This is a genomic window from Streptomyces xanthochromogenes (assembly GCF_014650455.1).
Lineage (GTDB): Bacteria > Actinomycetota > Actinomycetes > Streptomycetales > Streptomycetaceae > Streptomyces > Streptomyces xanthochromogenes.
Window position 1 is genome coordinate 323676 of record NZ_BMUZ01000002.1, and the last position, 26722, is coordinate 350397.

The following is a 26722-nucleotide window of genomic DNA, read 5'->3' on the forward strand; positions in this document are numbered from 1 at the left end:
CCCCGGACCGGGGCGCCGGGCCTCAGGCGGCCTTGTGGATCACCTCCGCCGTGGCCTGCCAGGATGGGACGCCCAGGTCGGTGAGGATCGCCCGGGCGGCGCGGCGGCCCGAGTACAGGGCGCCCTGGACGGTGCTGGTGTCGCGGTGGTCGCCGCAGACGTACAGGCCGGCCAGGAGGCGGACCTGGCGGCGCAGGTCGTGCGGGGCGGGCATCGAAGGCACGGCCTGCGGGGTGTGGTGCACCGCGAGCAGCTCCCAGTCGTGCGTGGACGTGCCGTACAGGCGCGCCAGTTGGCGGCGTACGGCGTCCTCCAGGTCGGGCGGCGGGGTGCCGAGCACGGTCGAGGTGATCAGGGCCCGGCCGTGCGGCGCGCGGCTCGGGTCGACCTCGCTCATCACCGAGGTGTACGCCACTGGGCCGCTGCGGTCCGCGTCCAGGAGCAGCGCGGGGTCGGCGAGCGGGGAGCGGGGGGCGGTGTGGTGCAGCACGGTGAGCGGATGGAAGCCGGGGACCCGCAGGCCCGGCAGCAGTTCGGCGGCGGCGGGGGCGTCGGTGGCCAGGAGCACCGAGCGGCACCCGAGCACGCCGTGGTCGGCGGTGGTGACCGAGGTGGTGGCGACGGAGGTCACCTTCACGTCGGTACGCACCGTGCCGGGCGGCAGCGCCGCGGCGAGCAGCTCCGGCAGGGTGGCCGCGCCGCCCGCCGGGACGCACAGCCGGCCTCGGGCGAAGCCGCGCAGCGCGAGGTCCGCGCAGCGGCTCGACGTGGTCAGGTCCGGGTCGCAGAGCAGGGCGGAGAGCAGCGGGCGGACGAATCCGTCCAGGGTGCGGGCGGGCAGTCCGCGGCTCAACAGGGCCTGCCCTATGGGGAGTTCGGGCCGGGCGACGATGCGCTCGACGGGGGTCGCGGCCAGCCTGGCCAGCGCCTTGCCGAGCCGGGCCTGGTCGAGTGCGCCGCCGAGCGGGGTGGCCGTGCCGCGAGGGGCGCTCGCCCGGGCGCGCGCGGCGGCCAGTGCGCCCCGTGCGCTCCCGGTGACGCCGGCCCGGTAGCGGCGGCCCTCGCTGTGCACGAGGGCGCCGGGCGAGAACGGGCGCAGCGGCAGGTCCTCCAGGCCCGGGGTGCGGGCCAGTTCCGGGTACGAGGTCGACAGCAGCTGGCCGATGCGGTCGAGGCGGAAGCCGTCGACGTGGGCGGTCGACATGCGGCCGCCCACGTCGGGGGCCGCCTCCAGGACGCTGACCGTGACTCCCGCGCCGGTCAGCCGATGAGCCGCTGACAGGCCCGCGAGCCCGGCCCCCACGATGAGTACGTCCGCATGGTGTGCGGTGCTGAGCACGTGGCCCTCCCCGAGGTAGGCGCGGTCGGTGGAGGCCTCATGCCCCCAACTGGCCCACGGAATGCCGGAGTTCGGGGAGAGAGTAGGGAGGTTCCGCGGCTTCGCGCTGCGCGCGTGCGGGTGGGCGTGGGCGCACGGCGGGCGCACGGGGCCCCTCCCGGGGGCGGCCCACCCCATACCGCCGGGGTTCCGCCCCGGCGTCCTGGGGGTTCGCCCAGGCCCCCCGAGCGTGACGGGCCGGTGGGCGCGCTGCGGGCCGACGCCGAGGAGTTCGGGGCGCGGAGAACCGCGCGATCGGCCACGTGCGAGCCGCGGGTGAACGCGCGTCCGGCCCGCGTGCGGCGGGGGCGGTCCTCAAGAAGAACCCGGGGGTCTGCCCCATGTTCCCGCCGTGACGCACCGCGTTAGCGTCGTGACGCGGAACGGTCCGACCCCTCGGGGCCGGGGTTTTCCCCATGCCCGTGCGGGCGGCACGCCCGTTCGGGTCCAGCCGATTCTCCAGAACCGGGAGACATTCATGCGTCAGCAGCTCCGCGCCCTCGGCGTCCTCACCGCGGTCGGCGTCGCAGCCGGGGGACTGGCCGCGTGCGGCTCGATCGGCTCGATCGGCTCGATCGGGTCGCAGTCCTTCGAGGACGACCCCGCGCTCTCCGGCAGGATCACCGCCGTGCGCCTGGAGAACGGCTCGGGCGGGGTCACCGTGAACGGCACCGACGGCGGCTCGGCGTCCTTGCACCGCAAGGTGTACTACGAGAAGGGCGCGACCAGGCCGTCGGGAGCCACCCACCGGATCGAGGACGGCGTACTCGTCCTCGGCGGCTGCTCCGGGTCCTGCTCGGTCAAGTACACCGTGCAGGTGCCCGCCGGCATCCCCATCAGCGGCGACGTGTCCTCGGGTGACGTCAGCCTGCACCGGGTGGGCGCGGTGGATGTGGCGGCGAGTTCCGGTGACATCGACCTTGCGGACGTCACCGGTGCGGTCAAGGTGAGGACCACCAGCGGCGAGATCACCGGGAAGGGGCTCGCGGGCGGGGGCATCGACACCCGGACGGGTTCCGGGGACGTCCACCTCACGCCCAGCAGGCCGCAGAGCGTGCAGATCACCGCCGGAAGCGGCGATGTCGTCCTGACCGTGCCGTCCGCCGCGTACCGGGTGTCCGTGAAGACCGGCAGCGGGGACAGGAACGTCAAGGTGCCCGATGACCCTGCGGGCCCGTACGGGATCGGTCTGACGACCGGGAGCGGGGACGTGAGCGTGCGGACTTCCTGAACGGGCTCGGGGGTGCCGGACCCCGGGGCTCCGCCCCGGACCCCGGCCGTGGGGCGCTCGTCCTCGGTCTCCCCGGGGCCGGTCCGGCTAGTCCAGCGCCGCCGTGATCGCGTCCTCCACCCCCGGGAACGCGAACGCGAACCCCGCCGACAGCAGCCGCGAGGGCAGGACGCGCTGGCTGGACAGGATGTCCCCGGCCGCTTCGCCCAGGGCCAGGCGCATCGCGGGGGCCGGAACGGGGAAGAGGGCGGGGCGGTGCAGGATCCGGGACATGGCCGCGGTCACCTCGCCGTTCGTGACCGGCTCGGGCGCCGTCAGGTTCACCGGACCGGAAAGACCCTCCGTGTCCATCAGGAACCGCAGCGCCGCCACCTCGTCGTGCAGCGCGATGAACGACCAGTACTGGCGCCCGCTGCCGAGCCGCCCGCCCAGGCCCGCCCGGAACAGCGGGATGAGCTTCGCCCACGCGCCGCCCTTGCGGGACACCACCAGGCCCGTGCGGGCGAACACCGTGCGGATGCCCGCCTCCTCGGCGGGGGCCGCCGCCTCCTCCCACTCCACGCACACCCGGGAGAGGAACCCGTCGCCCGGCGGCGCCGACTCGTCGACGGCACGGTCGCCCGTGTCGCCGTAGAAGCCGATCGCCGACCCGCTGACCAACACCTTCGGCGGGGTGTCCAGGGAGGCGAGCGCCTCGACGAGCGCGGTCGTGCCGAGCACCCGGCTGTCCCGGATCTGCTTCTTGTACGCGTCGGTCCACCGGTGGTCGGCCACGCCCGCCCCGGCCAGATGCACGACCGCCGCGCTGCCGGCCAGGCCCGCCGCGTCCACGTACTGACGTACCGGATCCCACTCGACCTCGTCGGGAGCGCCGGGCCTGCGCCGTACGAGACGCAGCACCTCGTGCCCGTCCGCGCGCAGCGAGCGCACCAGTTCCGCACCGATCAGTCCTGTCGAACCCGTCACCGCGATCTTCATGCGGTCCATCCTCGCCTGCCCCGGCCCGCATGGCACAGTGGCCGCATGCCTGAGTCGTACACCGAGCCCAGTGGTCCCACTCCTCTGCTCATACGGCCCGCCCGCCGCTCGGACGGCGAGGCGCTGGGGGAGCTCACCCGGGCCGCCTGGTCCCCGCTGCACTCCGTACAGCCGCGCCCGGCTCCGCCGTACGCGCCCTTCTACGACGAGCAGCACGAGCCCGAGCACTATCTCGTCGCGGAGGCGGACGGCGAGGTCGTGGGGTTCGTCCGCCTGGTGCCGGCCACCTCGCTCGCGTGCAACAGTCACGTCCGCCAGATCCAGGGCCTCGAAGTCGCCGAGGCCGCACGTGGCAGGGGCGTGGCGCGGGCCCTGCTGCACGCCGCGTACGACGCGTCCCGCCGCCAGGGCGCCACCCGGATCACCCTGCGCGTCCTCGGCCACAACGCCCCGGCCCGTGCCCTGTACGCGGCGGAGGGCTTCGCCGTCGAGGGCGTACTGCCGGGGGAGTTCCTCCTCGACGGCGCCCACGTGGACGACGTCCTGATGGGCCGGACGCTGCTCGACCGCTGACCACCGGCCCGGTCTCCGGCCCGCGTGACATCGACTCCGTTACCCCCGGCACCGCCCCCCCCTCGACCCCGAAAGCAGGGCAGCTCCGTGTCAGACTCCACCCCTTCCGCCAAGGCCGCCGCCGACACCGCCCGCATCGCCCTGCGGGGGCTCGACGCGATCCGGGACGATCTCGCCGCCGTCTACCGCGATCTGCACGCCCATCCCGAGCTGTCCTTCGCCGAGCACCGCACGGCCGCCGAAGTCGCGCGCAGGGCGCGGGAGTTCGGGTGCGAGGTGACGACCGGGGTCGGGCGCACCGGGGTCGTCGCCGTGCTGGCCAACGGGCCCGGGCCCACCGTGCTGCTGCGGGCCGACTTCGACGCCCTGCCGGTCACCGAGCGGACCGGGCTCGACTACGCGTCGACGGCCGAGGGCGTCATGCACGCCTGTGGGCACGACATGCACGTCAGCTGTCTCCTCGGAACGCTCAAGCTCCTCGCGGACGCCCGCTCGCTGTGGAGCGGCACCGTCCTCGGCGTATTCCAGCCCGCCGAGGAGGTCGGACAGGGCGCGCGGGCCATGCTCGACGACGGTCTCTACGAGCGGTTCGGCACCCCCGACGTGGTGCTCGGCCAGCACGTCGGGCCGTTCCCGGCCGGGCTGATCGGCGCGCACGCGGGTCCCGCCTTCGCCGCCACCGACGCGCTCAGGGTCGTCATGTACGGCAAGGGGGCGCACGGTTCGCGGCCCGAGGCGTCGGTCGACCCGGTGGTGATGGCCGCCTCGACCGTCATGCGGCTCCAGACGATCGTCTCGCGCGAGATCCCGGGCGGTGAGACGGCCGTCGTCACCGTGGGCGCGCTCAACGCCGGGACCAAGGACAACATCATCCCGGACGAGGCCGAGCTGCAGCTCAACATCCGTACGTACAAGGACGAGGTGCGCACGAAGGTGCTCGCCGCGGTGGAGCGGATCGTGCGCGGGGAGGCCGCCGTCGCGGGGGCGGAGCGCGAGCCCAGCATCACCGGGATCGACTCGTTCCCGGTGCTCGTCAACGACGCCGGCGCGACGGCCCGCACGATGGCCGCGGTCGGCGCGGTCATCGGCGACGACCGCGTGCTCGACCCGGGGCCCGTGACCGGCAGCGAGGACGTCGGCCTGTTCGCCACGGAGGCCCAAGTCCCGCTCTGCTACTGGCTGTTCGGTGGCACGGACCCCGAGGCGTACGGGTCCGCGTTCGCCGCGGGCACCGTCGACAGGGACATCCCCTCCAACCACTCGCCCTTCTTCGCCCCGGTCGTCGAGCCCACCCTGACCACCGGTGTCACGGCCCTCACCACGGCCGCGCTCGCCTGGCTCGACGCGCGGTAGCCGGCCGCTCAACGGCCCAACAGGCGCATCCCGCCGGTGAGTTCGCGCAGACAGCGCACCGCGAGCTCGGCGGGGGAGCCGGCGCCCGAGGCGGGGGCGTCGGTGACGGCCCACGCCTCCAGGGCCACCCGGATCGCGTCGGTGGCCGCCGCCGCCACGAGGCGGACCTCCAGGCCGTCGGCGCCCGGCCCGGCGAGCCGGGCGAGCACGGGAAGCAGGCGCTCCTCGGAGTCCTGGTTCACCCGGTACCAGACCGCGCGCAGCGCCGCGTCGTGCTCGGCGGCGCGCAGCAGTCCCCTGGTCCATCGCAGCTGCTCGACGGCGGCCGCGTCGGGCGCCGAGAGGGCCTGGCGGACGGCGACCTCCAGGGTCCTGGCGAGGGGGCCGGGCTCGGCGGCCTCCAGCAGCGCGCGCCACCGTTCGGCGCCGCCCGAGAGCAGGGGCCCGACCGCGTCCTGCTTGGAGCGGAAGTAGCGGTAGAAGGTGCGCAGCGCGACCCCGGCGTGCCGGGCGATGGCCTCGGCGGTGGTGCCGTCCGGCCCGTGCTCGGCGAAGAGTGCGGCCGCGGCCCGGGCGATGTCGAGCTGGGTCGCGGCCTTGCGGCGTTCGGTGAGCGAGGGGGCGGGCGCGGACGGGGACTGCGGAACGGGGTGGGTCACTTCGCCAGCGTACGCCCGGGACCTCTGGGTGTGCATGGATTGACGTCGTGGCAAAACGTGCCATCCGGGCGTACGGTGGACGTCGAACGCTGCCACCCCCCGGTAGGCGGACGCTGCCGTCCCGGCAGTCGTCGGACACATCGAGAAAGCTGGACCCGCGATGAGCGTGAACACCGTCACCGACCGCTACGAAGGACGCCGCGCCCTGGTCACCGGGGGTGGCTCCGGCATCGGGCAGGCCACCGTGCTGCGCATGCTCGCCGAGGGCGCCCATGTGGTGGCCGCCGACGTCAGTGAGGCGGGCCTGAAGGACACCGCGGACAAGGCGGGCGCCGGCATCGGACGGCTCACCACGCTCGTCGTCGACATAGCCGACGAGGCGTCGGTCCGCGAGGGCGTCGCGGCCGCGGTCTCCGCGCTCGGCGGCCTGGACGTGCTGGTCAACGCGGCCGGCATCCTGCGCTCCTCGCACACCCACGAAACGAGCCTGGCCGACTTCAACCAGGTCGTCGCGGTCAACCTGACCGGCACCTTCCTGATGATCCGCGAGGCCGTTCCGGCGCTGCTCGAAGGCAACGGGGCCGCCGTCGTCAACTTCAGCTCGACCTCGGCGGTGTTCGCCCACCCGTACATGGCGGCCTACGCGGCGAGCAAGGGCGGAATCCAGTCGATGACGCACGCACTGGCCGCCGAGTACGCCAAGCAGGGCATCCGCTTCACCGCCGTGCAGCCCGGTTCGATCTCCTCCGGCATGACGGACGGAAGCGGCGCCTCCCGCTCCAGCGTGGGCCCCGGCCTGCCCGCCGACGCCGACATGTCCCTCTTCATGAAGCTCGCCCCGGCCATCGGCCAGGGCTTCGCGGGCCCGGAGACGGTGGCCTCGGTGGTCGCGATGCTGGCGAGCGACGACGGGCGCTTCATCACCGGTACCGAGGTCCGCGTCGACGGCGGCACGCACTTCTGAGGTCCGACACCGAGGTCCACGTCGAGGCGGCACGCACTTCTGAGGGCCGGTACGCGGCTCCGGCCGGTGGCGCGCGGCCCGTCCCGGCGCGCTCAGCCGGTGCCGAACCGCTCCCACAGGCGCGGGAAACGGTCCGCGAGCGCCGAGTCGTCCTCGAAGTCCAGCGGCGTCCCCTCCGGCTCCTCGGCCTGGGCGGGGATGCCGAGGTCCGGAGCCTCGACTCCGGTGAGCTGCTCGTACGCCTCGTCCGCGGCGTAGCCGAGCTCCTCGCCGTCGCCGTCGACCTCCTCGTCGAACTCGCCGAGGAGGCCGGCGAGCGCGTCCGGGTCGTGCAGCGCGCCCTCGAAGACCTCGCGGCCCTGGCCGATGAGCCAGCAGCGGAAGTAGTCGAAGGCGTCGTCGCTCGCCCCGTCGAGCAGCACGGCCGCGGCTCCCCACAGGTCCCAGCGGTAGGCCCGGTTGTAGCGCGCCTCGAAGTGCCGGGCGAAGTCGAGCACGGAGTCGGGGTCGTACTGCAGCAGCCGGTCCACCAGCAGGTCGGCCTGTTCCTCGGGGTCGCCGTCGGCGGCCTCGCGAGCACGGTCGACGATCTCCCAGAACTCCGTCTCGTCCATCACGGAACCAGCATCGTGGGTGGGGGAGGGCGGCGCACGCGGAGCGGCGCTATTCGTCCGGTTGCCGCTCCCGGACGCTGCCCCGCGCCCGGCCCGGCTACTCGTCGAGCGGACGCAGCGGGGTCGCCACCGTCTCCCAGCGCGAGTCGAACCACGCCTGGACCTGCTGGAACTCCGCGCGTTCCAGGGGCCGCGCCCCGTTGCCCTCCAAGGTGGCCGGGAACAGGGTGTCGCTGTGCAGTTCCAGTACCTCTATGGACGCGGCGTCCACCAGGATGCGGGTCTTGCGCAGGAAGTAGTAGCCGGTCAGCATCTGGGTGCCGTTGATGAGGTAGCGCTTCTCGCCGGGCACCGTCGGAAGGCCCCGGATCTCCACGGACACCGAGCCGACCGTGCCCTCCTCGGCCAGCTGGGTGAGCGAGTGGTGCAGCGCCTCCGCGTACATCCGGATGACCCGGCGAAGCCGCCGCAGCGGGCGCAGGTCCCCCGGGTCGTCGAGGTGGCGCGGATAGGGGTGGTGGGTGTCCAGGTCCGGCACCAGGACCCGTACCCGGACCGAACGGGGGGCCGCCCGGTCGCCGAGGCGGATCAGCTCGGCCTGCTGCTGGACCGCGCGGGACAGCTCCTCGGTGTGCAGCGACCATACGTCCAGGGAGACGTGGGGGGCCTCGAAGGCGCGGGAGACGTAATGGACCAATGGCCGCCCGATGGCAGCCTGCCGGGCCACCCGGGCGCCGCGCCCGGACACTCCCTCCTCCAGGAGCTGCTCGTCGCGCAGCAGCTGGAGCGCCTTCTGCACGGTGCCGCGTCCGCAGCGGAAGCGCCGCATGAGCTGCTCCTGTTTGGGCAGCCCCTCGCCGGGCGCCGGCACCCCGTTCTGGATGTCCTGGCGCAGCGCGTCGGCGACCAATCGGTAGCGGGGGATCTCCCCGGCGTCTTCCCGGTCGGCCCCGTTGATGTGGGTCGTCACCCACCGAGGCTACAACTCGCGGTCAGGACAGGACAGATGGCTGCATCGACCGGTCAACTGGCCCTGTTGCCCGGTTGGTTGGGGTGCATGGTCGGTCAACCTCCCATTGGCATAGTCGTGTTGCTCAATATGCAGTCGGTTGACCATAGATGGCAGCCATTCAGCCCGGGTAGGAAGAGGGCACACGATCGCCTGCCATTGAGGGTGCCGAGCGTCACTCCACGCGGTCCGCGGCGGCGACAACCGGAGGAGGTGTTCCATGGGACTGGAGACACGCGTGCAAATCGTCCTCGAACTGCTGTCGAACGTGGGTGTGGTGTCCCTGCTCGGCCCGTCGGGCCTGCTGGTGCTCGCGCTGGGCGTGCTGCTCGCGAAGGGCGGCGGCTCGGACGGCGAACGGCCGCCCGCGGTCCCGGCCGGGCCGCGCACCAACCTGGTGTGCGTGGCGGCCGTGCTCCTGGTGATCCTGCTGATCGCCGCCCGCTGAGCGGGACGTCACGGCGAACGGCGCCCGCTCCGGATGCGGCTCAGTTCGGCTCCATGGGGCGGGCGATGGTGTTCCACAGGGAGTCGAACCACTGCTGGGTCTGCTCCACATAGCTGCGGGTGACCTGGTCGTCGTCCACCACGGTGTGCCGGAAGAGCATGCCCTCCACGCCGAGCATGTCGTAGATCTCGATCGGATTCCGGTCGAGATCCACGGTGCGTTCGGTCACCTGGTAGTGCCCGGCGAGGACCTCGCTGCCGTTGAGGATGTAGACCTTCTGCGTCGGCGTGATCGACACCTTGCGGGCCTCGACCGTCACGTCCGGGACCAGATCGCGGACCTTCAGCATCCGCAGCGAGTGGCGCAGCGAGCCGTAGATGTGGTCGCTGGTGATCCGCAGCCGCTCGCGCGGCCGGGTGTTGCCGAGGTCGCCGATCACCTGCGGCAGCGCGAGGGGCGCCTCGGCGTCGGGCAGCAGGATGCGCACCGCGACACGGCGCGGGCCCGCGCCCTCGGCCTGCACGGTGACGAGCGGGCCTGCCAGCGCCGAGGCCAGCGTCTCGCCATTGAGGCAGTACGCGTCGATGGTCACCTCGTCCTGGCGGAAGCACTGCGCCACCCGCTCGCCCAGGAAGACGCCGGCGGGGCGGGGCGAATGGCGGCGCGGTCCGGGTACCTCGCGCCGGTCCTGCCGGTCCGGGCGCCGGTCCGGGCGGGCCACCGTCGGCGGGGTGCCCTGCTGGGCCCGCCGGATCAGGCCTTCCCGCTCCAGGAGCTCGACGGCGCCGCGGACCGCGCCGCGCGGTACCGAGAAGCGCTCGCTGAGCTGCGCCTGGGTCGGGAGGTGCTCACCGACCCGCAGCTCCCCGCAGGAGATGAGGGCACGCAGACCGTCGGCGACCACATCCCGCGGACGACGCTGTCCATCGGTAGAAGCGCTGATTCCAGGCACACAGCAAGCCTACAACGGGCTGCCAATGACGGCGAGTTGTCTGCCGGAAACTGCCCGTATCTGCCAATGGCCCGCGCTATGCGTAGAGTTGGCGCAGCCCATGGGCGGCCTCGATGAAGCGGGCGCGCAGGCCGGCGGGCTCCATGACCTCCAACTCCGGTCCCAGGGAGAGGAGTTGGCTGTACGCCACGTCCTGGGACTCGACCGGAAGGGTGAGGGTCAGCCAGCCGTCCTCGTCCGCCTCTCCGGCGCGCTCCAATGCCTCGCGGACGGGACCCCGGTCGCCGGTGGCGTACGGCAACAGGGCGGCTCCGGCCGGCGAGACCCGTACGACCACCGTCTCCCTGAGCACCGCGCGGGCGAACTCCTCGGCCCGTGCCTCCCAGAAGCGCGGCAGGTCGAAGTCCTCGTCCCGCACGAAGCGGTCCTCGCCGACCGCGACCGCCGTGAACCGGTCGAGCCGGTACACCCGGAAGTCGCCGCGCTCCTCGGCGGGGCGTGCGCACAGGTACCAGACGCCCGCCTTCAGGACCAGGCCGTACGGTTCCAGGTTCCGCTCCGCCTCGGGGCGGTCCGGGCGCCGGTAGCCCACCCGTACGTTCCGGTCGTCCCACACCGCTTCGGCCACGGCGGGCAGCAGCTCGGGCGTCTCGGGCTCCTGCCACCAGCCGGGGGCGTCCAGATGGAAGCGCTGGGCGGCGACGGAGGGAGCGTCCTTGAGGGAGGGGAGCAGGGCCGCCGACACCTTCAGACGGGCGGCCGAGGCGGCGTCCTCCAGGCCCATCTCCCGCAGCGCGCCCGGTACGCCGGACAGGAAGAGCACCTCGGCCTCGGAGCGGGCCAGGCCCGTGAGGCGGGTGCGGTACCCGCCGACCAGGCGGTAGCCGCCCGCCCGTCCCCGGTCCGCGTACACCGGCACCCCCGCCTCCGCGAGCGCCTGCGCGTCCCGGGTGACGGTGCGCTCGGAGACCTCCAGCTCCCGGGCCAGTTCGGCGGCGGTCATGGCGGGCCTCGCCTGGAGGAGCAGCACCATCTTGATGAGCCGGGCAGCACGCATGGGCCCATTCTGCGCGCTCTCGCCGCGCGGCCGTGGCTGGCCGTGCGGGCTTGCCCCGGCGGGGCGGGCTTGTCCGCGCGGCTGCCTTCCGGGGGAGGGTGGGGGACTGCGCGCTCGGCCGCGCACGGCCTGGGGTCGAAGGCGGTCGCTTTTCGGGTGCGGGCCGTCCCCGGCCGGTCGCGCAGTTCCCCGCGCCCCTGGTTGCCTGGGGCTGGACAGGGACGTGTCTTCGGGGCGTGCCTGCGGACCCCGTCTTCGGGTGCGGACCGTGCGTGGCCGGTCGCACAGTTCCCCGCGCCCCCAACTCCCCGGGCCCGGCCCGCGCCCGGACCACCGGCCATCGGACCTGCGTCCGCAACACCCCGGGCCCGGCCCGCGCCTGGACCACCGGCCATCGGACCTGCGCCCCCCCAAGGCCCGGGCCCCGGTCGCGTCCGGAGGGCTAGGACTCGGTGAGGGCGATCACCGAGAACACCCCGCCCTGCGGGTCCCGCAGCAGGGCGAAGCGGCCGGGCGGGATCGAGGTGGGCGGGACGTGGACCTCGCCGTCCAGTTCCCGTGCCCGCGCGGCGACCGCGTCGCAGTCCTCGACCTGGACGTACACCATCCAGTGCGCCGGCACCTCGGGCGGGAAGTCGGAGCCCATCCGCATCATGCCGCTGAAGCTCTCCCCGCCGAGCTTCCACTCCGTGTACTCGGAGGACGATCCGTACGGGTCGGCCGCGTCGGCGTGCCAGCCGAAGACCGTCCCGTAGAACGTCTTCGCCCGGTCGCTGTCGCGGGTGAGGAGCTCGAACCAGCACATGCCGCCCGGCTCGTCCACGACGCCGAAGCCGTGGTGCTCCTTGGGCTGCCAGACGCCGAACACCGCGCCCTCGGGGTCGCTGAGCACCGCGAGCCGGCCGGACTCGAAGACGTCCATGGGGCCCGCGACGATCGAGCCGCCGTTGCCGGTCACCGTCGCGGCCGTCGCGTCGGCCGACTCGACCTGGAAGTACGCCAGCCAGGCCACCGGCTGCTCCGGCGCCATGCAGGGCCCGTACCCGCCGACGTACCGGTCGCCGAGCAGGAACATGCCGTAGCCACCTGCCTCCTCCATCGGCACGTCCGCGCCCTGCCAGCCGAAGAGGTCTCCGTAGAAGGCCTTGGCCGCGGGCACGTCGGTCGTCGAGAGGTCGGCCCAGACGGGTGCGGACGGGCGGTCGGAGATCTTCATGCGCTGCTCCCGGAGTCGTACCGCCCCCGGTCGACATTGACGCACGCGTGCCCCGACCCGGCAATCGGGACGGGGCACGCGTGGGTGACCTCCGGGTCGGGCCCGGGCCGCGGTGCTCGCACACCGGAGCCGGGACCGGACCCCGCGGCCTACAGGCCGTAGCGCTCGCGCGCTTCCTTCACGGACGTGACCGGGACCTCGCCGCGCTTGGCGAGCTGGGCCAGGGCCGCGACGACGATCGACTGGGCGTCGACGCCGAAGTGGCGGCGGGCCGCCTCGCGGGTGTCGGAGAGGCCGAAGCCGTCCGCGCCCAGCGAGGAGTAGTCCTGCTCGACCCACTGCGCGATCTGGTCCGGGACCTGGCGCATGTAGTCGGACACCGCGAGGACGGGGGACTCCACGCCCTCAAGTGCCTTGCGGATGAAGGGAGTTCGCTCCTCGCCGCGCAGCAGGGCGGCGTCCGCCTCCAGGGCGTCGCGGCGCAGCTCGGTCCAGGAGGTGGCGGACCACACGTCGGCGGCCACGCCCCACTCCTCGGCGAGCAGCTTCTGTGCTTCGAGCGTCCAGTGGATCGCGGTACCCGAGCCCAGCAGCTGGATGCGCGAGGCGTTGACAGGGACGGTGACGCCCGCGGACTCCGCCGTGTTGAAGCGGTACAGGCCCTTGACGATGCCCTCGTCGATGCCCGAGGGCTTCGCCGGCTGCGGCATCGGCTCGTTGTAGACCGTCAGGTAGTAGAAGACGTCCCGGTCCTCGCCCGGGGCCGCCTCGCCGTACATCCGGCGCAGACCGTCCTTGACGATGGCCGCGACCTCGTAGGCGAAGGCCGGGTCGTAGGACAGGGCCGCCGGGTTGGTCGCCGCGATCACCGGGGAGTGGCCGTCCGCGTGCTGGAGGCCCTCACCGGTCAGGGTCGTACGGCCGGCGGTGGCGCCCACCAGGAAGCCGCGGCCGAGCTGGTCGCCGAGCTGCCACATCTGGTCGGCCGTCCGCTGCCAGCCGAACATCGAGTAGAAGATGTAGAACGGGATCATCGGTTCGCCGTGCGTGGCGTACGCGGACGACGCGGCGATGAAGTCGGCCATCGAGCCGGCCTCGGTGATGCCCTCGTTGAGGATCTGGCCGTCCTTGGCCTCGCGGTAGTACATCAGCTGGTCGCGGTCGACCGGCTCGTACGTCTGGCCCTTCGGCGAGTAGATGCCGAGCGAGGGGAACAGCGACTCCATGCCGAAGGTGCGGGCCTCGTCCGGGACGATCGGGACCCAGCGCTTGCCGGTCGTCTTGTCGCGGATCAGGTCCTTCATCAGCCGGACGAACGCCATGGTGGTGGCCATGGACTGGCTGCCGGAGCCCTTGTCGAAGGCCGCGAACGACTTGTCGGCCGGGGCCGGCAGCGGGGCGATCGCGTGGCTGCGGCGGGCCGGGGCCGGGCCGCCGAGCGCCGCGCGGCGCTCCTGGAGGTAGCGGACCTCGGGGGAGCCGGCGCCGGGGTGGCCGTAGGGGACCTGGCCGTCGACGAACTGGGCGTCCGAGATGGGCAGTTCAAGAAGGTCACGCATGTTCTTGAACTCGTCGTTGGTGAGCTTCTTCATCTGGTGGTTCGCGTTCTTGGACGCGAAGCCCTCACCGAGGGTGAAGCCCTTGACGGTCTGCGCCAGGATGACGGTCGGCGCACCCTTGTGGGACAGGGCGGCCTTGTAGGCGGCGTACACCTTGCGCGGCTCGTGGCCACCGCGCGAGAGGTGGAAGCACTCCAGGATCTTGTCGTCCGAGAGCAGCTTCGCCATCTCGACGAGCGCCGGGTCCTTGCCGAAGAAGTCCTCGCGGATGTAGGCCGCGTCGCGCGTCTGGTACGTCTGCACCTGGGCGTCGGGGACCTCGCGGAGGCGGCGGACGAGCGCGCCGGTGGTGTCGAGCTGGAAGAGCTCGTCCCAGGCGCCGCCCCACAGCGACTTCACGACGTTCCAGCCGGCGCCGCGGAACTGGGCCTCCAGCTCCTGCACGATCTTGAAGTTGGCGCGGACCGGGCCGTCGAGGCGCTGCAGGTTGCAGTTGATGACGAAGGTCAGGTTGTCCAGACCCTCGCGGGCGGCGAGCGCGAGGGCCGCCGTCGACTCGGGCTCGTCCATCTCGCCGTCACCGAGGAACGCCCACACGTGGGAGTTGGAGACGTCCTTGATGTTCCGGTTGGTGAGGTACCGGTTGAAGCGCGCCTGGTAGATCGCGGAGAGCGGGCCGAGTCCCATGGACACGGTCGGGAACTCCCACAGCCAGGGCAGGCGGCGCGGGTGCGGGTAGGACGGCAGGCCGTCGCCGCCGGACTCCTGGCGGAACTTGTCGAGGTGCGCCTCGGTGAGGCGGCCGTCGAGGAAGGCGCGGGCGTAGATGCCGGGCGAGGCGTGGCCCTGGATGTAGAGCTGGTCGCCGGATCCGTCGCCCTCCTTCCCGCGGAAGAAGTGGTTGAAGCCGGTCTCGTACAGCCAGGCCGCGGACGCGAAGGTCGCGATGTGGCCGCCGACGCCGTACTTCGAGCCGCGGGTCACCATGGCCGCCGCGTTCCAGCGGTTCCACGCGGTGATCCGGCGCTCCATCTCCTCGTCGCCGTCGATGGCGGGCTCGGAGGAGGAGGGAATGGTGTTGACGTAGTCCGTCTCCAGCAGCTTCGGCAGGGCGAGGCCCGCGCCTTCGGCGTGCTGCAGCGTGCGGCGCATCAGATACGCGGCCCGGTGCGGGCCGGCGGCCTTGGCGACGGCATCGAGGGAGGCCGCCCATTCGGCGGTCTCCTCGGTGTCACGGTCCGGGAGCTGGTCGAGCTCGCTCGGAAACTTGGCTACGGGGTCGATCATGATCGCCGCCTTCCGGACAGGAGGGGGGTGGAGAAATAGGGGCCTTTGTCTGGCAGGACGGGGCCTTGGACCGGTGAGTCCGCCGTTGACTGTAAGCCGACGATCGATGATCGATCAAAGCGTTGGGCCAAAAACTTCTTCGAATCGCAAAAGTCGGCACAGGGTGCCGTAAAAAAGGGCACCGGGTGCCTTGGATTGCCAGGTGCCCGGCCGGCTGCCGTGCAGGTCAGGCGCTACGCGGCGCGCACCCCAGGACATGGGCCTTCACCAGCGCGCCGATGGCCGGATCGCGCCGCCGGAACGCCGCCACGAGGTCCTCGTGCTCCTCGGCGTACGACTTCTGTACGGTTCCGAGCCAGCGGATCGAGAGCGCCGTGAACACCTCGATGCCGAGGCCCTCCCATGTGTGCAACAGCACACTGTTGTCGGCGGCCCGCACCAGTTCCCGGTGGAATCCGACCGTGTGCCGCACCTGCGCGGTGCCGTCGGCCGCCCGGTCCGCCGCGTACAGGGCCGCCACGTGCGGCTCCAGGGCCGAGCAGTCCCCGGCGAGCCGCTCGGCCGCGAGCTCGGCCGCGATCTGCTCCAGACCGGCCCGGACCGGATAGCTCTCCTCCAGGTCCGCCGCGCTCAGATTGCGCACCCGTACGCCCTTGTTGGGCGCCGACTCGATCAGGCGCAGGCTCTCCAGCTCGCGCAGGGCCTCGCGCACCGGCGTCTGGCTGACCTGGAGCTCCACCGCGATGCGCCGCTCCACGATCCGCTCACCGGGCTTCCAGCGCCCGCTGACGATCCCCTCCACGATGTGCTCGCGGATCTGCTCGCGCAGCGAGTGGACGACGGGCACGGTCATGCGGGCTCCTTAGGGCGAGCGGTGACCTCCAAACAATACGGCCGCGTCCCCGTCCGGAAGTGCCCGGACGGGGACGCGGCCGCTGGTGAGACGAGTCTTACAGCCGTCCCACGGTGCCTCTCAGGGCCTTACAGGCCGAGCTCGACCTCGAACTCGCCGGCCTCCAGGATCGCCTTGACGGCGCTCAGGTAGCGAGCCGCGTCGGCGCCGTCCACCAGACGGTGGTCGTAGGAGAGCGCGAGGTAGGTCATGTCGCGGATACCGATGACGGTGCCCTCGGCGGTCTCGATGACCGCCGGACGCTTGACCGTGGCACCGATGCCCAGGATGGCGACCTGGTTCGGCGGCACGATGACCGTGTCGAACAGCGCACCGCGCGAGCCGGTGTTGCTGATCGTGAAGGTCGCGCCGGACAGCTCGTCCGGGGTGATCTTGTTGGCGCGGACCTTGCCGGCCAGCTCCGCGGTCGCCTTCGAGATGCCGGCGAGGTTGAGACCGCCCGCGTTCTTGATGACCGGGGTCATCAGACCCTTCTCGGAGTCCACGGCGATGCCGATGTTCTCCGAGTCGAAGTACGTGATGGTGCCCTCGTCCTCGTTGATCCGGGCGTTGATGACCGGGTGGGCCTTCAGCGCCTGGGCCGCCGCCTTCACGAAGAACGGCATCGGGGACAGCTTGACGCCCTCGCGGGCGGCGAAGGAGTCCTTCGCGGCCGCGCGCAGCTTCATCAGCTTGGTGATGTCCACCTCGACGACGCTGGTGAGCTGCGCCTGCGAGTGCAGGGCCTTCATCATGTTGTCGCCGATGACCTTGCGCATGCGGGTCATCTTGACCGTCTGGCCGCGCAGCGGGGACGCCTCCAGGGAGGGGGCGGCCTTCGCGGCGGGGGCAGCGGCGGCAGCGGCCGGAGCCGGAGCCTTGGCGGCCTCGGCGGCGGCGATGACGTCCTGCTTGCGGATGCGACCGCCGACGCCGGTGCCCTTGACAGCGCCCAGGTCCACACCGGACTCGGAGGCGAGCTTGCGGACCAGCGGCGTGACGTACGCGCCGTCGTCACCGGAGGTGGCGGCGGGAGCGGACGCCGGAGCGGCAGCCGGTGCCGGAGCGGCCGCGGGAGCCGGGGTGGCCGGAGCCGGTGCGGCGGGGGCGGCCGGAGCGGCGGCGGGGGCCGGAGCCGGAGCGGCCGGAGCGGGCGCCGGGGCAGCGGCCGGAGCCGGGGCGGGGGCGGCCGCGGGGGCCGGGGCGGCCGGAGCCGGGGCAGCGGCCGGAGCGGCGCCCGGGGCACCGATGACGGCGAGCTTGGCGCCGACCTCGGCGGTCTCGTCCTCACCGACGACGATCTCGAGCAGCACGCCCGCGACCGGAGCCGGGATCTCGGTGTCGACCTTGTCGGTGGAGACCTCGAGCAGCGGCTCGTCCTCGGCCACCTCCTCGCCGACCTCCTTGAGCCAGCGGGTGACGGTGCCCTCGGTCACGCTCTCGCCGAGCGCGGGGAGGACGACGTCGGTGCCCTCGGCGGAGCCACCGCCGGAAGCGGCCTCGGCCGTGGGGGCCGGGGCGGGGGTCTCGGCCTCGGTGGAGGGCGCGGCCTGCGGCGCGGGCGCCTCCTGGGCCGGAGCCTCCTGTGCCGGGGCGGCCTCGGCGGCCGGAGCGGCCTCGGCCGCGGGGGCGCCGGTGCCGTCATCGATGATGGCGAGCTCGGCGCCGACCTCGACGGTCTCGTCCTCGGCCACCTTGATGGAGGCCAGGATGCCGGAGGCGGGGGCGGGGATCTCGGTGTCGACCTTGTCGGTCGAGACCTCGAGCAGCGGCTCGTCGGCCTCGACGCGCTCGCCCTCGGCCTTCAGCCAGCGGGTGACGGTGCCCTCGGTGACGCTCTCGCCGAGCGCCGGAAGGGTTACGGAAACCGACATGGTTTCGGTTGCTCCTTACGAAATTGCGGTAGTGGTCGTCGCGCCCGAGGGGCTGTTAGTCGTGGGAGTGCAGCGGCTTGCCGGCCAGCGCCAGGTGGGCCTCGCCGAGCGCCTCGTTCTGCGTCGGGTGCGCGTGGATGAGCTGCGCGACCTCGGCCGGCAGCGCCTCCCAGTTGTAGATCAGCTGGGCTTCGCCGACCTGCTCGCCCATACGGTCACCGACCATGTGGACGCCGACCACGGCGCCGTCCTTGACCTGGACGAGCTTGATCTCGCCCGCGGTCTTGAGGATCTTGCTCTTGCCGTTGCCCGCGAGGTTGTACTTCAGAGCGACGACCTTGTCCGCGCCGTAGATCTCCTTGGCCTTGGCCTCGGTGATGCCCACGGAGGCGACCTCGGGGTGGCAGTACGTCACCCGGGGCACGCCGTCGTAGTCGATCGGGACGGTCTTGAGACCGGCCAGACGCTCCGCCACCAGGATGCCCTCGGCGAAGCCGACGTGCGCGAGCTGGAGCGTCGGGACGAGGTCGCCGACGGCGGAGACGGTGGGCACGTTGGTGCGCATGTACTCGTCGACCAGGACGTAACCGCGGTCCATCGCGACGCCCTGCTCCTCGTAACCGAGGCCCTGGGAGACGGGGCCGCGGCCGATGGCGACGAGGAGGACCTCGGCCTCGAACTCCTTGCCGTCGGCCAGCGTGACCTTCACACCGTTGGCGGTGTACTCGGCCTTCTGGAAGAAGGTGCCCAGGTTGAACTTGATGCCGCGCTTGCGGAACGCGCGCTCCAGGATCTTGGAGCTGTTCTCGTCCTCGACCGGCACGAGGTGCTTGAGGCCCTCGATGACGGTGACGTCGGTGCCGAAGGACTTCCACGCCGAGGCGAACTCGACGCCGATGACGCCGCCGCCCAGGATGATCGCGGACTGCGGGACGCGGTCCAGGGTCAGCGCGTGGTCGGAGGAGATGATCCGGTTGCCGTCGATCTCCAGGCCCGGCAGCGACTTCGGCACGGAGCCGGTCGCCAGCAGGACGTGGCGGCCCTGGATGCGCTGGCCGTTGACGTCCACCGAGGTCGGGGAGGACAGGCGTCCCTCACCCTCGATGTAGGTCACCTTGCGGGAGGCGACCAGGCCCTGCAGCCCCTTGTACAGGCCCGAGATGACCTCGTCCTTGTACGCGTGGACCGCGTTGATGTCGATGCCCTCGAAGGTCGCCTTGACGCCGAACTGGCCGGCCTCGCGCGCCTGGTCGGCGATCTCGCCGGCGTGCAGCAGGGCCTTCGTGGGGATGCAGCCGTTGTGCAGGCAGGTGCCGCCGAGCTTGTTCTTCTCGATCAGGGCGACGTCCAGGCCCAGCTGCGCTCCGCGCAGGGCCGCGGCGTAGCCGCCACTGCCACCGCCGAGGATCACTAGGTCGAAAACGGTGCTGGCGTCGTTCGCCACGTCACGTCCTCCATGCATGTGCGCCGGGCGCGGTCGTCGATGACCGGCGGCGGCTGGTGTTCGGCCGCTTGTCTTCGGCCCTGTGGTGGGGGCCCTGTCCTGCCGAGAACCCATCTTCGCACTTGTTGACGGAAGGCGGGACGCGGGGCCGGGGTCTGAGACGGCCGATCGTCGGGCACGGAGCCGCTCAGAGGTCACTCCACCGCCGCGCGAAGACGTACGGATTTCATCTACAGCGAAATCCGGCCGAAGCGTGACGGTACGGAGCGTGAACACGGGCGGCCCCGGCACGTATGCCAGGGACCGCCCTGTGTGTCGGCTGTGGACGGGCTGTCAGCCGAGGTCGCCCGAGGCGGTGCGCTCCGCGAGGCGGAGCAGGGTGCGCACCGAGGAGCCGGTGCCGCCCTTGGGGGTGTAGCCGTGCGGGGCGCCGTCGTTGTAGGCGGGGCCCGCGATGTCCAGGTGGGCCCAGGTGATGCCCTCGCCCACGAACTCCTTCAGGAACACGCCGGCCACCAGGCCGCCGCCCATCCGCACGCCCATGTTGGCGAGGTCGGCGGTGGGGGAGTCCATGGTCTTGCGCAGGTTCGCGGGGAGCGGCATCGGCCAGGACTGCTCGCCGGACTCCTCGGCGATCTCGTGGATCGCGGTGCGGAAGGCGTCGTCGTTGGCCATGATGCCGAAGGTGTGGTCGCCGAGGGCGACCACCATGGCGCCGGTCAGCGTCGCCACGTCGACGATCGCGTCCGGCTTCTCCTCGGAGGCCTTCCACAGCGCGTCGGCCAGGACCAGCCGGCCCTCGGCGTCGGTGTTGAGGACCTCGACGGTCTTGCCGCTGTACATGCGCAGCACGTCGCCGGGGCGGGTGGCCGAACCCGACGGCATGTTCTCGGCGAGCGCGAGCCAGCCGGTGACGTTGACCTCGACGCCGAGGCGCGCGGCCGCGACGACGGCGGCGAACACGGCGGCGGCGCCGCTCATGTCGCACTTCATCGTCTCGTTGTGGCCGGCCGGCTTGAGCGAGATGCCGCCCGAGTCGTAGGTGATGCCCTTGCCCACGAGCGCGAGGTGCTTGGCGTTCTTGGCGTGGGTGTACGTGATCTTCACCAGGCGCGGCGGGTTCTCGGAGCCGACGCCGACGCCGAGGATGCCGCCGAAGCCGCCCTTCTCGAGCGCCTTCTCGTCCAGCACCTGGACCTTGAGGCCGTGCTCCTTGCCGGCGGCCGAGACCACCGCGGCGAAGGCCTCGGGGGTCAGGTCGTTCGGCGGGGTGTTGATGAGGTCGCGGGCGCGGTTCATCTCCTCGGTCAGCGCGAGGGAGCGCTCGACGGCCGCCTTGTGGGCCTTGTCGCGCGGCTTGGCGCCGAGCAGCGCCACCTCGGCGAGCGGCTCCTTGGCGTCGGGGCCGCGGTCCTGGTAGGCGGTGAAGGCGTACGCGCCGAGCAGGGCGCCCTCGCCGATCGCCTCGATGTCCTCGGCGGCCTCGATCGGCAGCGCGAACGCGGCCTTCTTGACGCCGTGCAGGGCGCGGGCGGCGTTGCCCGCGGCGGTGCGCAGCACCTCGGCGCCGTACGCCTCGTCCGCGCCCGGCGCGGTGCCGAGACCCACGGCGAGCACGAACGGGGCCTTGAGGCCGGAGGGCGACACGGCCTTGGTCACCTCACCCTCGGCACCGCGGGCGCCGAGGGTTTCCAGGACGGCGGCGAGCTTCCCGCCGAACGCCTTGTCCACGGCCTCGGCGCCGGGCGCGACGACCAGCCCACCCTTGGGGCCCGCGGCCTTGGCGACGCCGACGACGAGGGCGTCGGCGCGCAGCGTCGCCGCACCGGCAGTGCTGAGAGTCAGAGCAGTCACGGTGGTGAGATCTCTCTTCCTTGAGAATCCTGTGGAGTGTTCGACCGTCGGATGGGCCGGCCGGGGCCCGGTACATCGTATTTCGGGCGGGTCGACCACCAGCCACGAGCCTACGCGCGGTGACGGCGTTCGATCGCGGTGGCCTTAATTCACTCATCCGTGGTGTCTCTTTCACGTTTGGCCCGCACGCTCGCTGAGAGCTCCGTCACACTCGCCTCAATCGGGACAAGGGGCATCGCGCCCCTTTGCATCATCACCACAGGTTCTCCCTGCGCGCTCCGCGTACGGAGGGCCCTACGAGGGGGGACATATGAAGGCGAAGGCCTTGAAACTGAGCAGATCGCGGCTCGCGCTCACGGCGCTGATGGCCGCCGGGCTGCTGTCCACGGCCATACCGGCCGCCAATGCCGCGGCCACGGTGCTGCCGCGGATCGATCTGAAGGTGCTGGTACTCGACGACGGCGGGAGCGCGGTCGGTGCCATCGTCGCCGAGCTGAAGAACACCGGAGTGCCGTACCAGACGGTCGCGTTGAGCGCCGCGGGGCGGCCGACGATCAACGCCGCGTTCCTCAGCGACAACATCGCGGGCCGTCCGCACGCCAAGTTCCAGGGCGTCGTCGCGCCCAACGAGATCCCGTTCGGCAGCGCCGCGGCCGCCGAGCAGACCGCGCTCGCCGCGTACGAGAAGACCTTCGGGATCCGCCAGATCGACGCCTACACCTGGGCCCACCCCGAGGTCGGGCTCGACTACACCGACCAGCCCGGGGGCTTCTCCGGTCCCCTGGACGGCGTGAAGACCACCGTCAGCGCGGCCGGCAAGGCGGGGCCCTTCGGGTATCTCGACGGCCCGCTCACCTTCGAGGACAACGACCCGGCGGTGCCCGAGAGCTACGGCTACGCGGCCCACCCCCAGGCCGGCTTCACCAGCTACCTCGACGCCCCGAGCGGCGGCTCCATGCTCGGCCAGTACACCCACGACGGCCGCAGCGAACTGGTCGTCACCTTCGCCTACAACCAGTACCAGCAGCAGTTCCAGGCACTGGCCAAGGGCATGGTGGAGTGGGTCACCCAAGGGGTGCACCTGGGCCAGAGCCACAACTACTTCTCGGTGCACGTCGACGACGTGTTCGCGCCGGACGCCCGCTGGGACAGCGTCCACAACTGCACCCCGGGCGACTTCGACTGCCCCGACGGCGGCACCGCGAGCACCGACATCCGGATGACCGCGGCGGACGCCCAGTACGCGGCCCAGTGGGAGGCCACCAGCGGGTTCACGCTCGACATGGTCTTCAACGCGGGCTCGGGCGAGGAGTGGAAGTCCGAGAACGGCGGCACCGACGCCCTCGCGGCCCAACTCCTCGCCGACAAGGCCAAGTTCCGCTGGATGAACCACACCTACACGCACGAGTTCCTCGGCTGTGTGCAGGACAACACCGTGGTGCCGTGGGTCTGCAAGAAGAACGCCGACGGGTCCACCCAGTGGATGACCCGCGCAGACATCTCGTCGCAGATCTCGCAGAACTACAACTGGGCCGTCCAGAAGGGCCTCCCGGTCGACAAGAGCGAGATCGTCACCGGTGAGCACTCCGGCATGAAGGTGCTGCCGCAGCAGCCCGACGACAACCCGAACCTGGCGGGCGCCTTCGCCGACAACGGAATCAAGTGGGCGGGCAGCGACGCCTCGCGCGAGCCGGACCAGCGCGCGGTCGGCGCGGCCCTCACCGTGCCCCGGCACCCGATGAACGTGTACTACAACGTCGGCAAGGCCGCCGAGATGACCGACGAGTACAACTGGCTGTACACCTCGAAGGCCAACGGGGGCAGCGGCATCTGCGAGGACAACCCGGCGTCCACCTGCATGACCGCACCGCTGGACACCGCCACCGGCTACCAGTCGTACATCGTGCCCCGCGAGGCCAAGACCGCGCTCGGCCACGTCCTGTGGAACGACCCGCGGCCGCACTACGTCCACCAGTCGAACCTGGCCGAGGAGCGGATCCTCTACCCGGTGCTCGACAAGGTGCTCGGCGACTACAAGGCGCTGTACGCGGACAACGCCCCGATCGTGAACCTGCGCGAGAAGGACGCGGGAACCGAGTTCAGCCGCCGTGCGTCCTGGGACAAGGCGCTCGCTTCCGGTTCGGTGACCGCCTACCGGATCGGCACCGCGGTGACCGTGCAGGCTCCGAAGGGGGTGGCCGCACCGATCACGGCACCGGAGGGCACGCTCAAGCAACTGTTCATCGGCACCGCCGCGTTCGGGACGCCGTACGCGGGTGAGCGCTCCGACTGGTCCTCGCCCGAGGTGCTCCAGTCGGCGATCACACTGAAGCTGCCGGCCTGACCTGCCGGCTGATCGTCAGTACCGCACGACCGCTTGTCCTGGGGGGACAACAATGCCGAGCAGTGGCCGTCATGTCACCATGCTCACGGAAGGCACATATCCGCATATACACGGAGGTGTGAGCACCTGGTGCGACCAGCTCGTACGCGGCATGCCGGAGGTCGACTTCAACGTCGTCGCCCTCACCGGCAGCGGCCGTGAGCCGGTCGCCTGGGAGCTCCCGGCCAACGTCTACCGGCACACGGCCTTCCCCCTGTGGGGGCCGCAGCCCGGCAGGCGACGGCCGCTCCTCGGCAAGGAAAGGCGCCGGTTCACCGACACCTACGAGCGCTTCCTGCTCGCCATGCTCGACCCGGAGTCCGGCTGTGACTTCGCCTCGGCCCTGTACGGCCTGGCGGAGCTGGCCCGGGACGGGCGGCTCTCGGCGGCGCTCCGCTCCGAGGCGGCCCTCACGTCGCTGATGTGGATCTGGACCATGCCGCACCTGGCACTGTCCAGGGCGAAGCCGACCGTGCACGACGCCCTGACCGTGACCGACCTCCTGGAACACGCACTGCGCCCGCTGTCCGCCCGCATTCCGGCGGACAGCGTGGCGCACGCGGTCAGCAGCGGCCTCGCCACGCTGCCCGCACTCGCCGCGCAGTACTTCGACGGCGTGCCGTTCCTGCTCACCGAACACGGCATCTACCTGCGCGAGCGCTACCTCGGCTATCGCACCGTCGAGCAGAACTGGCCCGTAAAAGCAGTCCTGTTGAGCTTCTACCGGGAGCTCAACACGCTCGGCTACCGCAGGGCCGACCTCATCACGCCGTGCAACCAGTACAACCGCCGCTGGGAGGAGCGCGGAGGAGCCCCCTCCGAGCGCATCCGGACCGTCTACAACGGCGTCGACCCCGACCTGTTCCCGCACGCCGGACCCGACCCGGCCGTCCCCACCCTGAGCTGGTGCGGACGCATCGACCCCATCAAGGACCTGGAGACCCTGATCCGCTCGTACGCCATCGTCCGCGCCGAACTCCCCGACACCCGGCTGCGGTTGTACGGGGGAGTGCCGGCCGGCGGCGAGGACTACCGGATCAGGCTGGAGAAGCTGGCCGCCGAACTCGGCGTCACCGACGGCATCTCCTACGAGGGCCGCGTCACCGACGTGGCGAGCGCGTACGCGTCGGGCAGCGTGGTGATGCTGTCCAGCATCAGCGAGGGCTTCCCGTTCTCGCTGATCGAGGCGATGTCCTGCGGCCGCGCCACCGTCTCCACGGACGTCGGAGGCGTGCGCGAGGCGGCGGGCGAGGCGGGGATCGTGGTGCCGCCGCGGGAGCCCGCCGTGATGGCCGAGGCGGCCGTCGGGCTGCTCCGCGACCACGAACGCCGCGCCCGGCTCGGTGCCGAGGCCCGCCAACGGGTGATCGACAAGTTCACCCTGCACCGCTCGGTGGACGGCTTCCGCCGGATCTACCGGGAGCTGGCCGGGGTCCTCGAACCCGAGCCCGTACCGGCCGGGTCCGCGCCCGAGGACGACTGGACCCTGCAGCTCGTCGGCCCCTGGCGCCGCGAGCTGTCCCGGGACGTCCCGGCCGCCACCCTCGGCGGGGCCGCCCGGTGAGCGGTTCCCTGTGGATCGGCGGGAACGAAGGGCGGGACACCCTGCCCTTCATCCCGCGCCAGCGCCCCGCCAGGCCGGCCGGCGGCGATCCGATGTCCGAACTCGCCCTGCGCTTCGACGACTTGATAGCCGCGGCCGTCCACCCGGACGAGATAGCCGCGGTCATCGAGTCCGACGGCATGACCGACGCCCAGATAAGCGCCCGCTACGGGCACCCCGACTCCTTCTCGCTCGCCGAGGAGCTCTACGGCCGCGTGGAGCGCCGTTACCCCACGGCTCCCGCCCCGCCCCCGGAGCCCTGGCACGCCCACCTCGGCTCGTGCCTGCTGCGCGGCCTCGTCTTCGCCCTTCCCGGCCTCGCCTACGTCCTGGGCGCACCCCTGCTCGCCGGGCCCCGTGCCGCGTTCGGTCTGCCCGCCGGAACCGTTCCGCTGCTCGCGGGCACGGTCACCGGCTGGATGTGGAACCAGTCCCTCTCGCACCGCGCACACTCCTGGCTCAGCCTCGCCGACCGCCCCGCCGCGGTCCGCGCCCTGCGCCTGGGCGCCCCGCTGGGGGCCGCCCTCAGCGCCCTGTCCGCGATCGCCGTGACCGGACCCGGGGAACTGTCCGCCGCCGCGTTCGCCGCCGGCCAGTGCTGCTACCTCTCGGCGGCGACCGCCCTGCTCGTGCTCGGCCGTGAACGCCCGCTGTTCTGGGCCCTGTTGCCCCTGACTCCGGGGGCCCTGCCGGGTCTGCCCGCCGCCGTGGGGCCGCTGCTGCTGCTCGTCTCGCTGATCGCCGCGGTCACGCTCGCCGTGCTCACCCTGCGCGGCGAGGCGGCCGGTCCGGGGCCGCACGGCGCCGTCTCGCCGCGGCTCGCCGCGTCCGTGCCGTACGGCCTGTTCGGCCTCGGTACCGGTGTCCTCGTGCTGTACGCCGCCCTCGGCGACATCTTCCGGCACGGCTCGACGGGCACCGTCGCCGGGCCGTCCGCGGTCGCCCTCACGCTCAGCATGGGCCCCGCCGAATGGCTGCTGCACCGCTTCCGCGCCCGGAGCGCCACCGGCCTCCGGTTCACCCAGACCGCCCGGGGGTTCCGTGGCTCGGTCGTCGCGACGGTGACCCTGTGTCTCGGTGCGTACCTGCTGGTGCTCGCCGCGCTCGCCGAGGCCGGCACCGGGCTGTGGCCGGACGCCCCCGTCCTGAGCGGGCTGCGCCTGGCGACGCTGCTCCTGATCGGCGCGGTGCTGTGGACCGGGCTGCTGCTCCAGTCGTTCGGGGCGGCGCCGGGCGCGGCCCTGGTGTGCTGTGCCGCGGCCGTCGCCCAGACGCTGGCGCTGGTGCTGGGCGCGCCGCCGACGACCGGCCTCGTGGTGTCCGGGACCGCGGCCGCGCTGCTGGCCGCCCTGGTCTGCGTCCTCCTGGGACGGGCGACCGCCCACCGCTCATGA

The 26722-nt window shown here is 72.3% G+C and carries 21 protein-coding genes; 8 read left to right on the top strand and 13 right to left on the bottom strand.

Features of this window, described 5'->3' with window-relative positions:
• Positions 1 to 22: 22 nt before the first annotated feature.
• On the bottom strand, positions 23 to 1339 hold the full coding sequence (locus tag IE267_RS05280) for an NAD(P)/FAD-dependent oxidoreductase (RefSeq protein WP_167153697.1): 1317 nt from the start codon (positions 1337 to 1339) through the stop codon (positions 23 to 25).
• A 517-nt stretch (positions 1340 to 1856) separates the two neighbouring features.
• On the opposite strand from IE267_RS05280, the gene IE267_RS05285 reads away from it, so the two are divergent.
• Entirely contained in the window at positions 1857 to 2609 is a 753-nt protein-coding gene (locus IE267_RS05285) for a DUF4097 family beta strand repeat-containing protein (protein ID WP_167153698.1), read from the top strand.
• Between the two features lie 87 nt (positions 2610 to 2696).
• Here IE267_RS05285 and IE267_RS05290 read toward each other — a convergent pair whose 3' ends face one another.
• Positions 2697 to 3596, bottom strand: coding sequence for a TIGR01777 family oxidoreductase (locus IE267_RS05290; RefSeq protein ID WP_189762299.1), 900 nt, complete (start codon positions 3594 to 3596; stop codon positions 2697 to 2699).
• 36 nt (positions 3597 to 3632) lie between these two features.
• Here IE267_RS05290 and IE267_RS05295 point away from each other — a divergent pair, with 36 nt between their 5' ends.
• Positions 3633 to 4160: a GNAT family N-acetyltransferase gene (locus tag IE267_RS05295; RefSeq protein ID WP_167153702.1), complete on the top strand. Its 528-nt coding sequence runs from the start codon at positions 3633 to 3635 to the stop codon at positions 4158 to 4160.
• An 87-nt stretch (positions 4161 to 4247) separates the two neighbouring features.
• Entirely contained in the window at positions 4248 to 5513 is a 1266-nt protein-coding gene (locus IE267_RS05300) for an amidohydrolase (protein ID WP_373304468.1), read from the top strand.
• 8 nt (positions 5514 to 5521) lie between these two features.
• Here the strand turns inward: IE267_RS05300 and IE267_RS05305 are convergent, their stop codons facing one another.
• Positions 5522 to 6208, bottom strand: a complete 687-nt coding sequence (locus tag IE267_RS05305) for a TetR/AcrR family transcriptional regulator (RefSeq protein WP_189762300.1) — start codon at positions 6206 to 6208, stop codon at positions 5522 to 5524.
• A 124-nt stretch (positions 6209 to 6332) separates the two neighbouring features.
• Here IE267_RS05305 and IE267_RS05310 point away from each other — a divergent pair, with 124 nt between their 5' ends.
• Positions 6333 to 7136 carry an SDR family NAD(P)-dependent oxidoreductase gene (locus tag IE267_RS05310; RefSeq protein ID WP_167153706.1) on the top strand — a complete coding sequence of 268 codons (804 nt, stop codon included), beginning with the start codon at positions 6333 to 6335 and terminating at the stop codon, positions 7134 to 7136.
• Positions 7137 to 7228: 92 nt separating this feature from the next.
• Here the strand turns inward: IE267_RS05310 and IE267_RS05315 are convergent, their stop codons facing one another.
• Entirely contained in the window at positions 7229 to 7750 is a 522-nt protein-coding gene (locus IE267_RS05315) for a DUF4240 domain-containing protein (protein ID WP_167156305.1), read from the bottom strand.
• A 97-nt stretch (positions 7751 to 7847) separates the two neighbouring features.
• The gene (locus IE267_RS05320; protein WP_167153708.1) at positions 7848 to 8720 is read right to left on the bottom strand and encodes a GntR family transcriptional regulator; all 873 of its coding nucleotides are present in this window, start codon (positions 8718 to 8720) and stop codon (positions 7848 to 7850) included.
• 259 nt (positions 8721 to 8979) lie between these two features.
• On the opposite strand from IE267_RS05320, the gene IE267_RS05325 reads away from it, so the two are divergent.
• Complete coding sequence (locus tag IE267_RS05325) at positions 8980 to 9207, top strand: hypothetical protein (RefSeq protein WP_167153709.1); 228 nt, start codon at positions 8980 to 8982, stop codon at positions 9205 to 9207.
• Positions 9208 to 9247: 40 nt separating this feature from the next.
• Here IE267_RS05325 and IE267_RS05330 read toward each other — a convergent pair whose 3' ends face one another.
• The 8 genes from IE267_RS05330 to IE267_RS05365 form a co-directional block, all read right to left on the bottom strand.
• Positions 9248 to 10159, bottom strand: coding sequence for a GntR family transcriptional regulator (locus IE267_RS05330; RefSeq protein ID WP_189762301.1), 912 nt, complete (start codon positions 10157 to 10159; stop codon positions 9248 to 9250).
• A gap of 76 nt (positions 10160 to 10235) precedes the next feature.
• Complete coding sequence (locus IE267_RS05335; RefSeq protein ID WP_167153711.1) at positions 10236 to 11216, bottom strand: helix-turn-helix transcriptional regulator; 981 nt, start codon at positions 11214 to 11216, stop codon at positions 10236 to 10238.
• Positions 11217 to 11658: 442 nt separating this feature from the next.
• The gene (locus IE267_RS05340) at positions 11659 to 12432 is read right to left on the bottom strand and encodes a VOC family protein (RefSeq protein ID WP_189762302.1); all 774 of its coding nucleotides are present in this window, start codon (positions 12430 to 12432) and stop codon (positions 11659 to 11661) included.
• A 149-nt stretch (positions 12433 to 12581) separates the two neighbouring features.
• Positions 12582 to 15278 carry a pyruvate dehydrogenase (acetyl-transferring), homodimeric type gene (gene aceE, locus IE267_RS05345; protein ID WP_189762303.1) on the bottom strand — a complete coding sequence of 899 codons (2697 nt, stop codon included), beginning with the start codon at positions 15276 to 15278 and terminating at the stop codon, positions 12582 to 12584.
• A 226-nt stretch (positions 15279 to 15504) separates the two neighbouring features.
• A complete protein-coding gene (locus IE267_RS05350; protein WP_161244238.1) occupies positions 15505 to 16131 on the bottom strand; it encodes a GntR family transcriptional regulator in 627 nt (208 codons plus the stop codon).
• A 128-nt stretch (positions 16132 to 16259) separates the two neighbouring features.
• Positions 16260 to 18044 carry a 2-oxoglutarate dehydrogenase, E2 component, dihydrolipoamide succinyltransferase gene (gene sucB, locus IE267_RS05355; protein WP_189762304.1) on the bottom strand — a complete coding sequence of 595 codons (1785 nt, stop codon included), beginning with the start codon at positions 18042 to 18044 and terminating at the stop codon, positions 16260 to 16262.
• A 55-nt stretch (positions 18045 to 18099) separates the two neighbouring features.
• A complete protein-coding gene (gene lpdA, locus IE267_RS05360; RefSeq protein ID WP_161253784.1) occupies positions 18100 to 19488 on the bottom strand; it encodes a dihydrolipoyl dehydrogenase in 1389 nt (462 codons plus the stop codon).
• A gap of 333 nt (positions 19489 to 19821) precedes the next feature.
• Positions 19822 to 21342 carry a leucyl aminopeptidase gene (locus tag IE267_RS05365; protein ID WP_167153719.1) on the bottom strand — a complete coding sequence of 507 codons (1521 nt, stop codon included), beginning with the start codon at positions 21340 to 21342 and terminating at the stop codon, positions 19822 to 19824.
• A 364-nt stretch (positions 21343 to 21706) separates the two neighbouring features.
• On the opposite strand from IE267_RS05365, the gene IE267_RS05370 reads away from it, so the two are divergent.
• Genes IE267_RS05370 through IE267_RS05380 form a run of 3 tightly spaced genes read left to right on the top strand, consistent with a single transcriptional unit; the run spans position 21707 to position 26722 of the window.
• Positions 21707 to 23686: a hypothetical protein gene (locus IE267_RS05370; protein ID WP_189762498.1), complete on the top strand. Its 1980-nt coding sequence runs from the start codon at positions 21707 to 21709 to the stop codon at positions 23684 to 23686.
• A gap of 52 nt (positions 23687 to 23738) precedes the next feature.
• On the top strand, positions 23739 to 25289 hold the full coding sequence (gene pelF, locus IE267_RS05375; RefSeq protein WP_189762305.1) for a GT4 family glycosyltransferase PelF: 1551 nt from the start codon (positions 23739 to 23741) through the stop codon (positions 25287 to 25289).
• Complete coding sequence (locus IE267_RS05380) at positions 25286 to 26722, top strand: hypothetical protein (protein WP_189762306.1); 1437 nt, start codon at positions 25286 to 25288, stop codon at positions 26720 to 26722. Before pelF ends, IE267_RS05380 begins: the two co-directional genes overlap by 4 nt.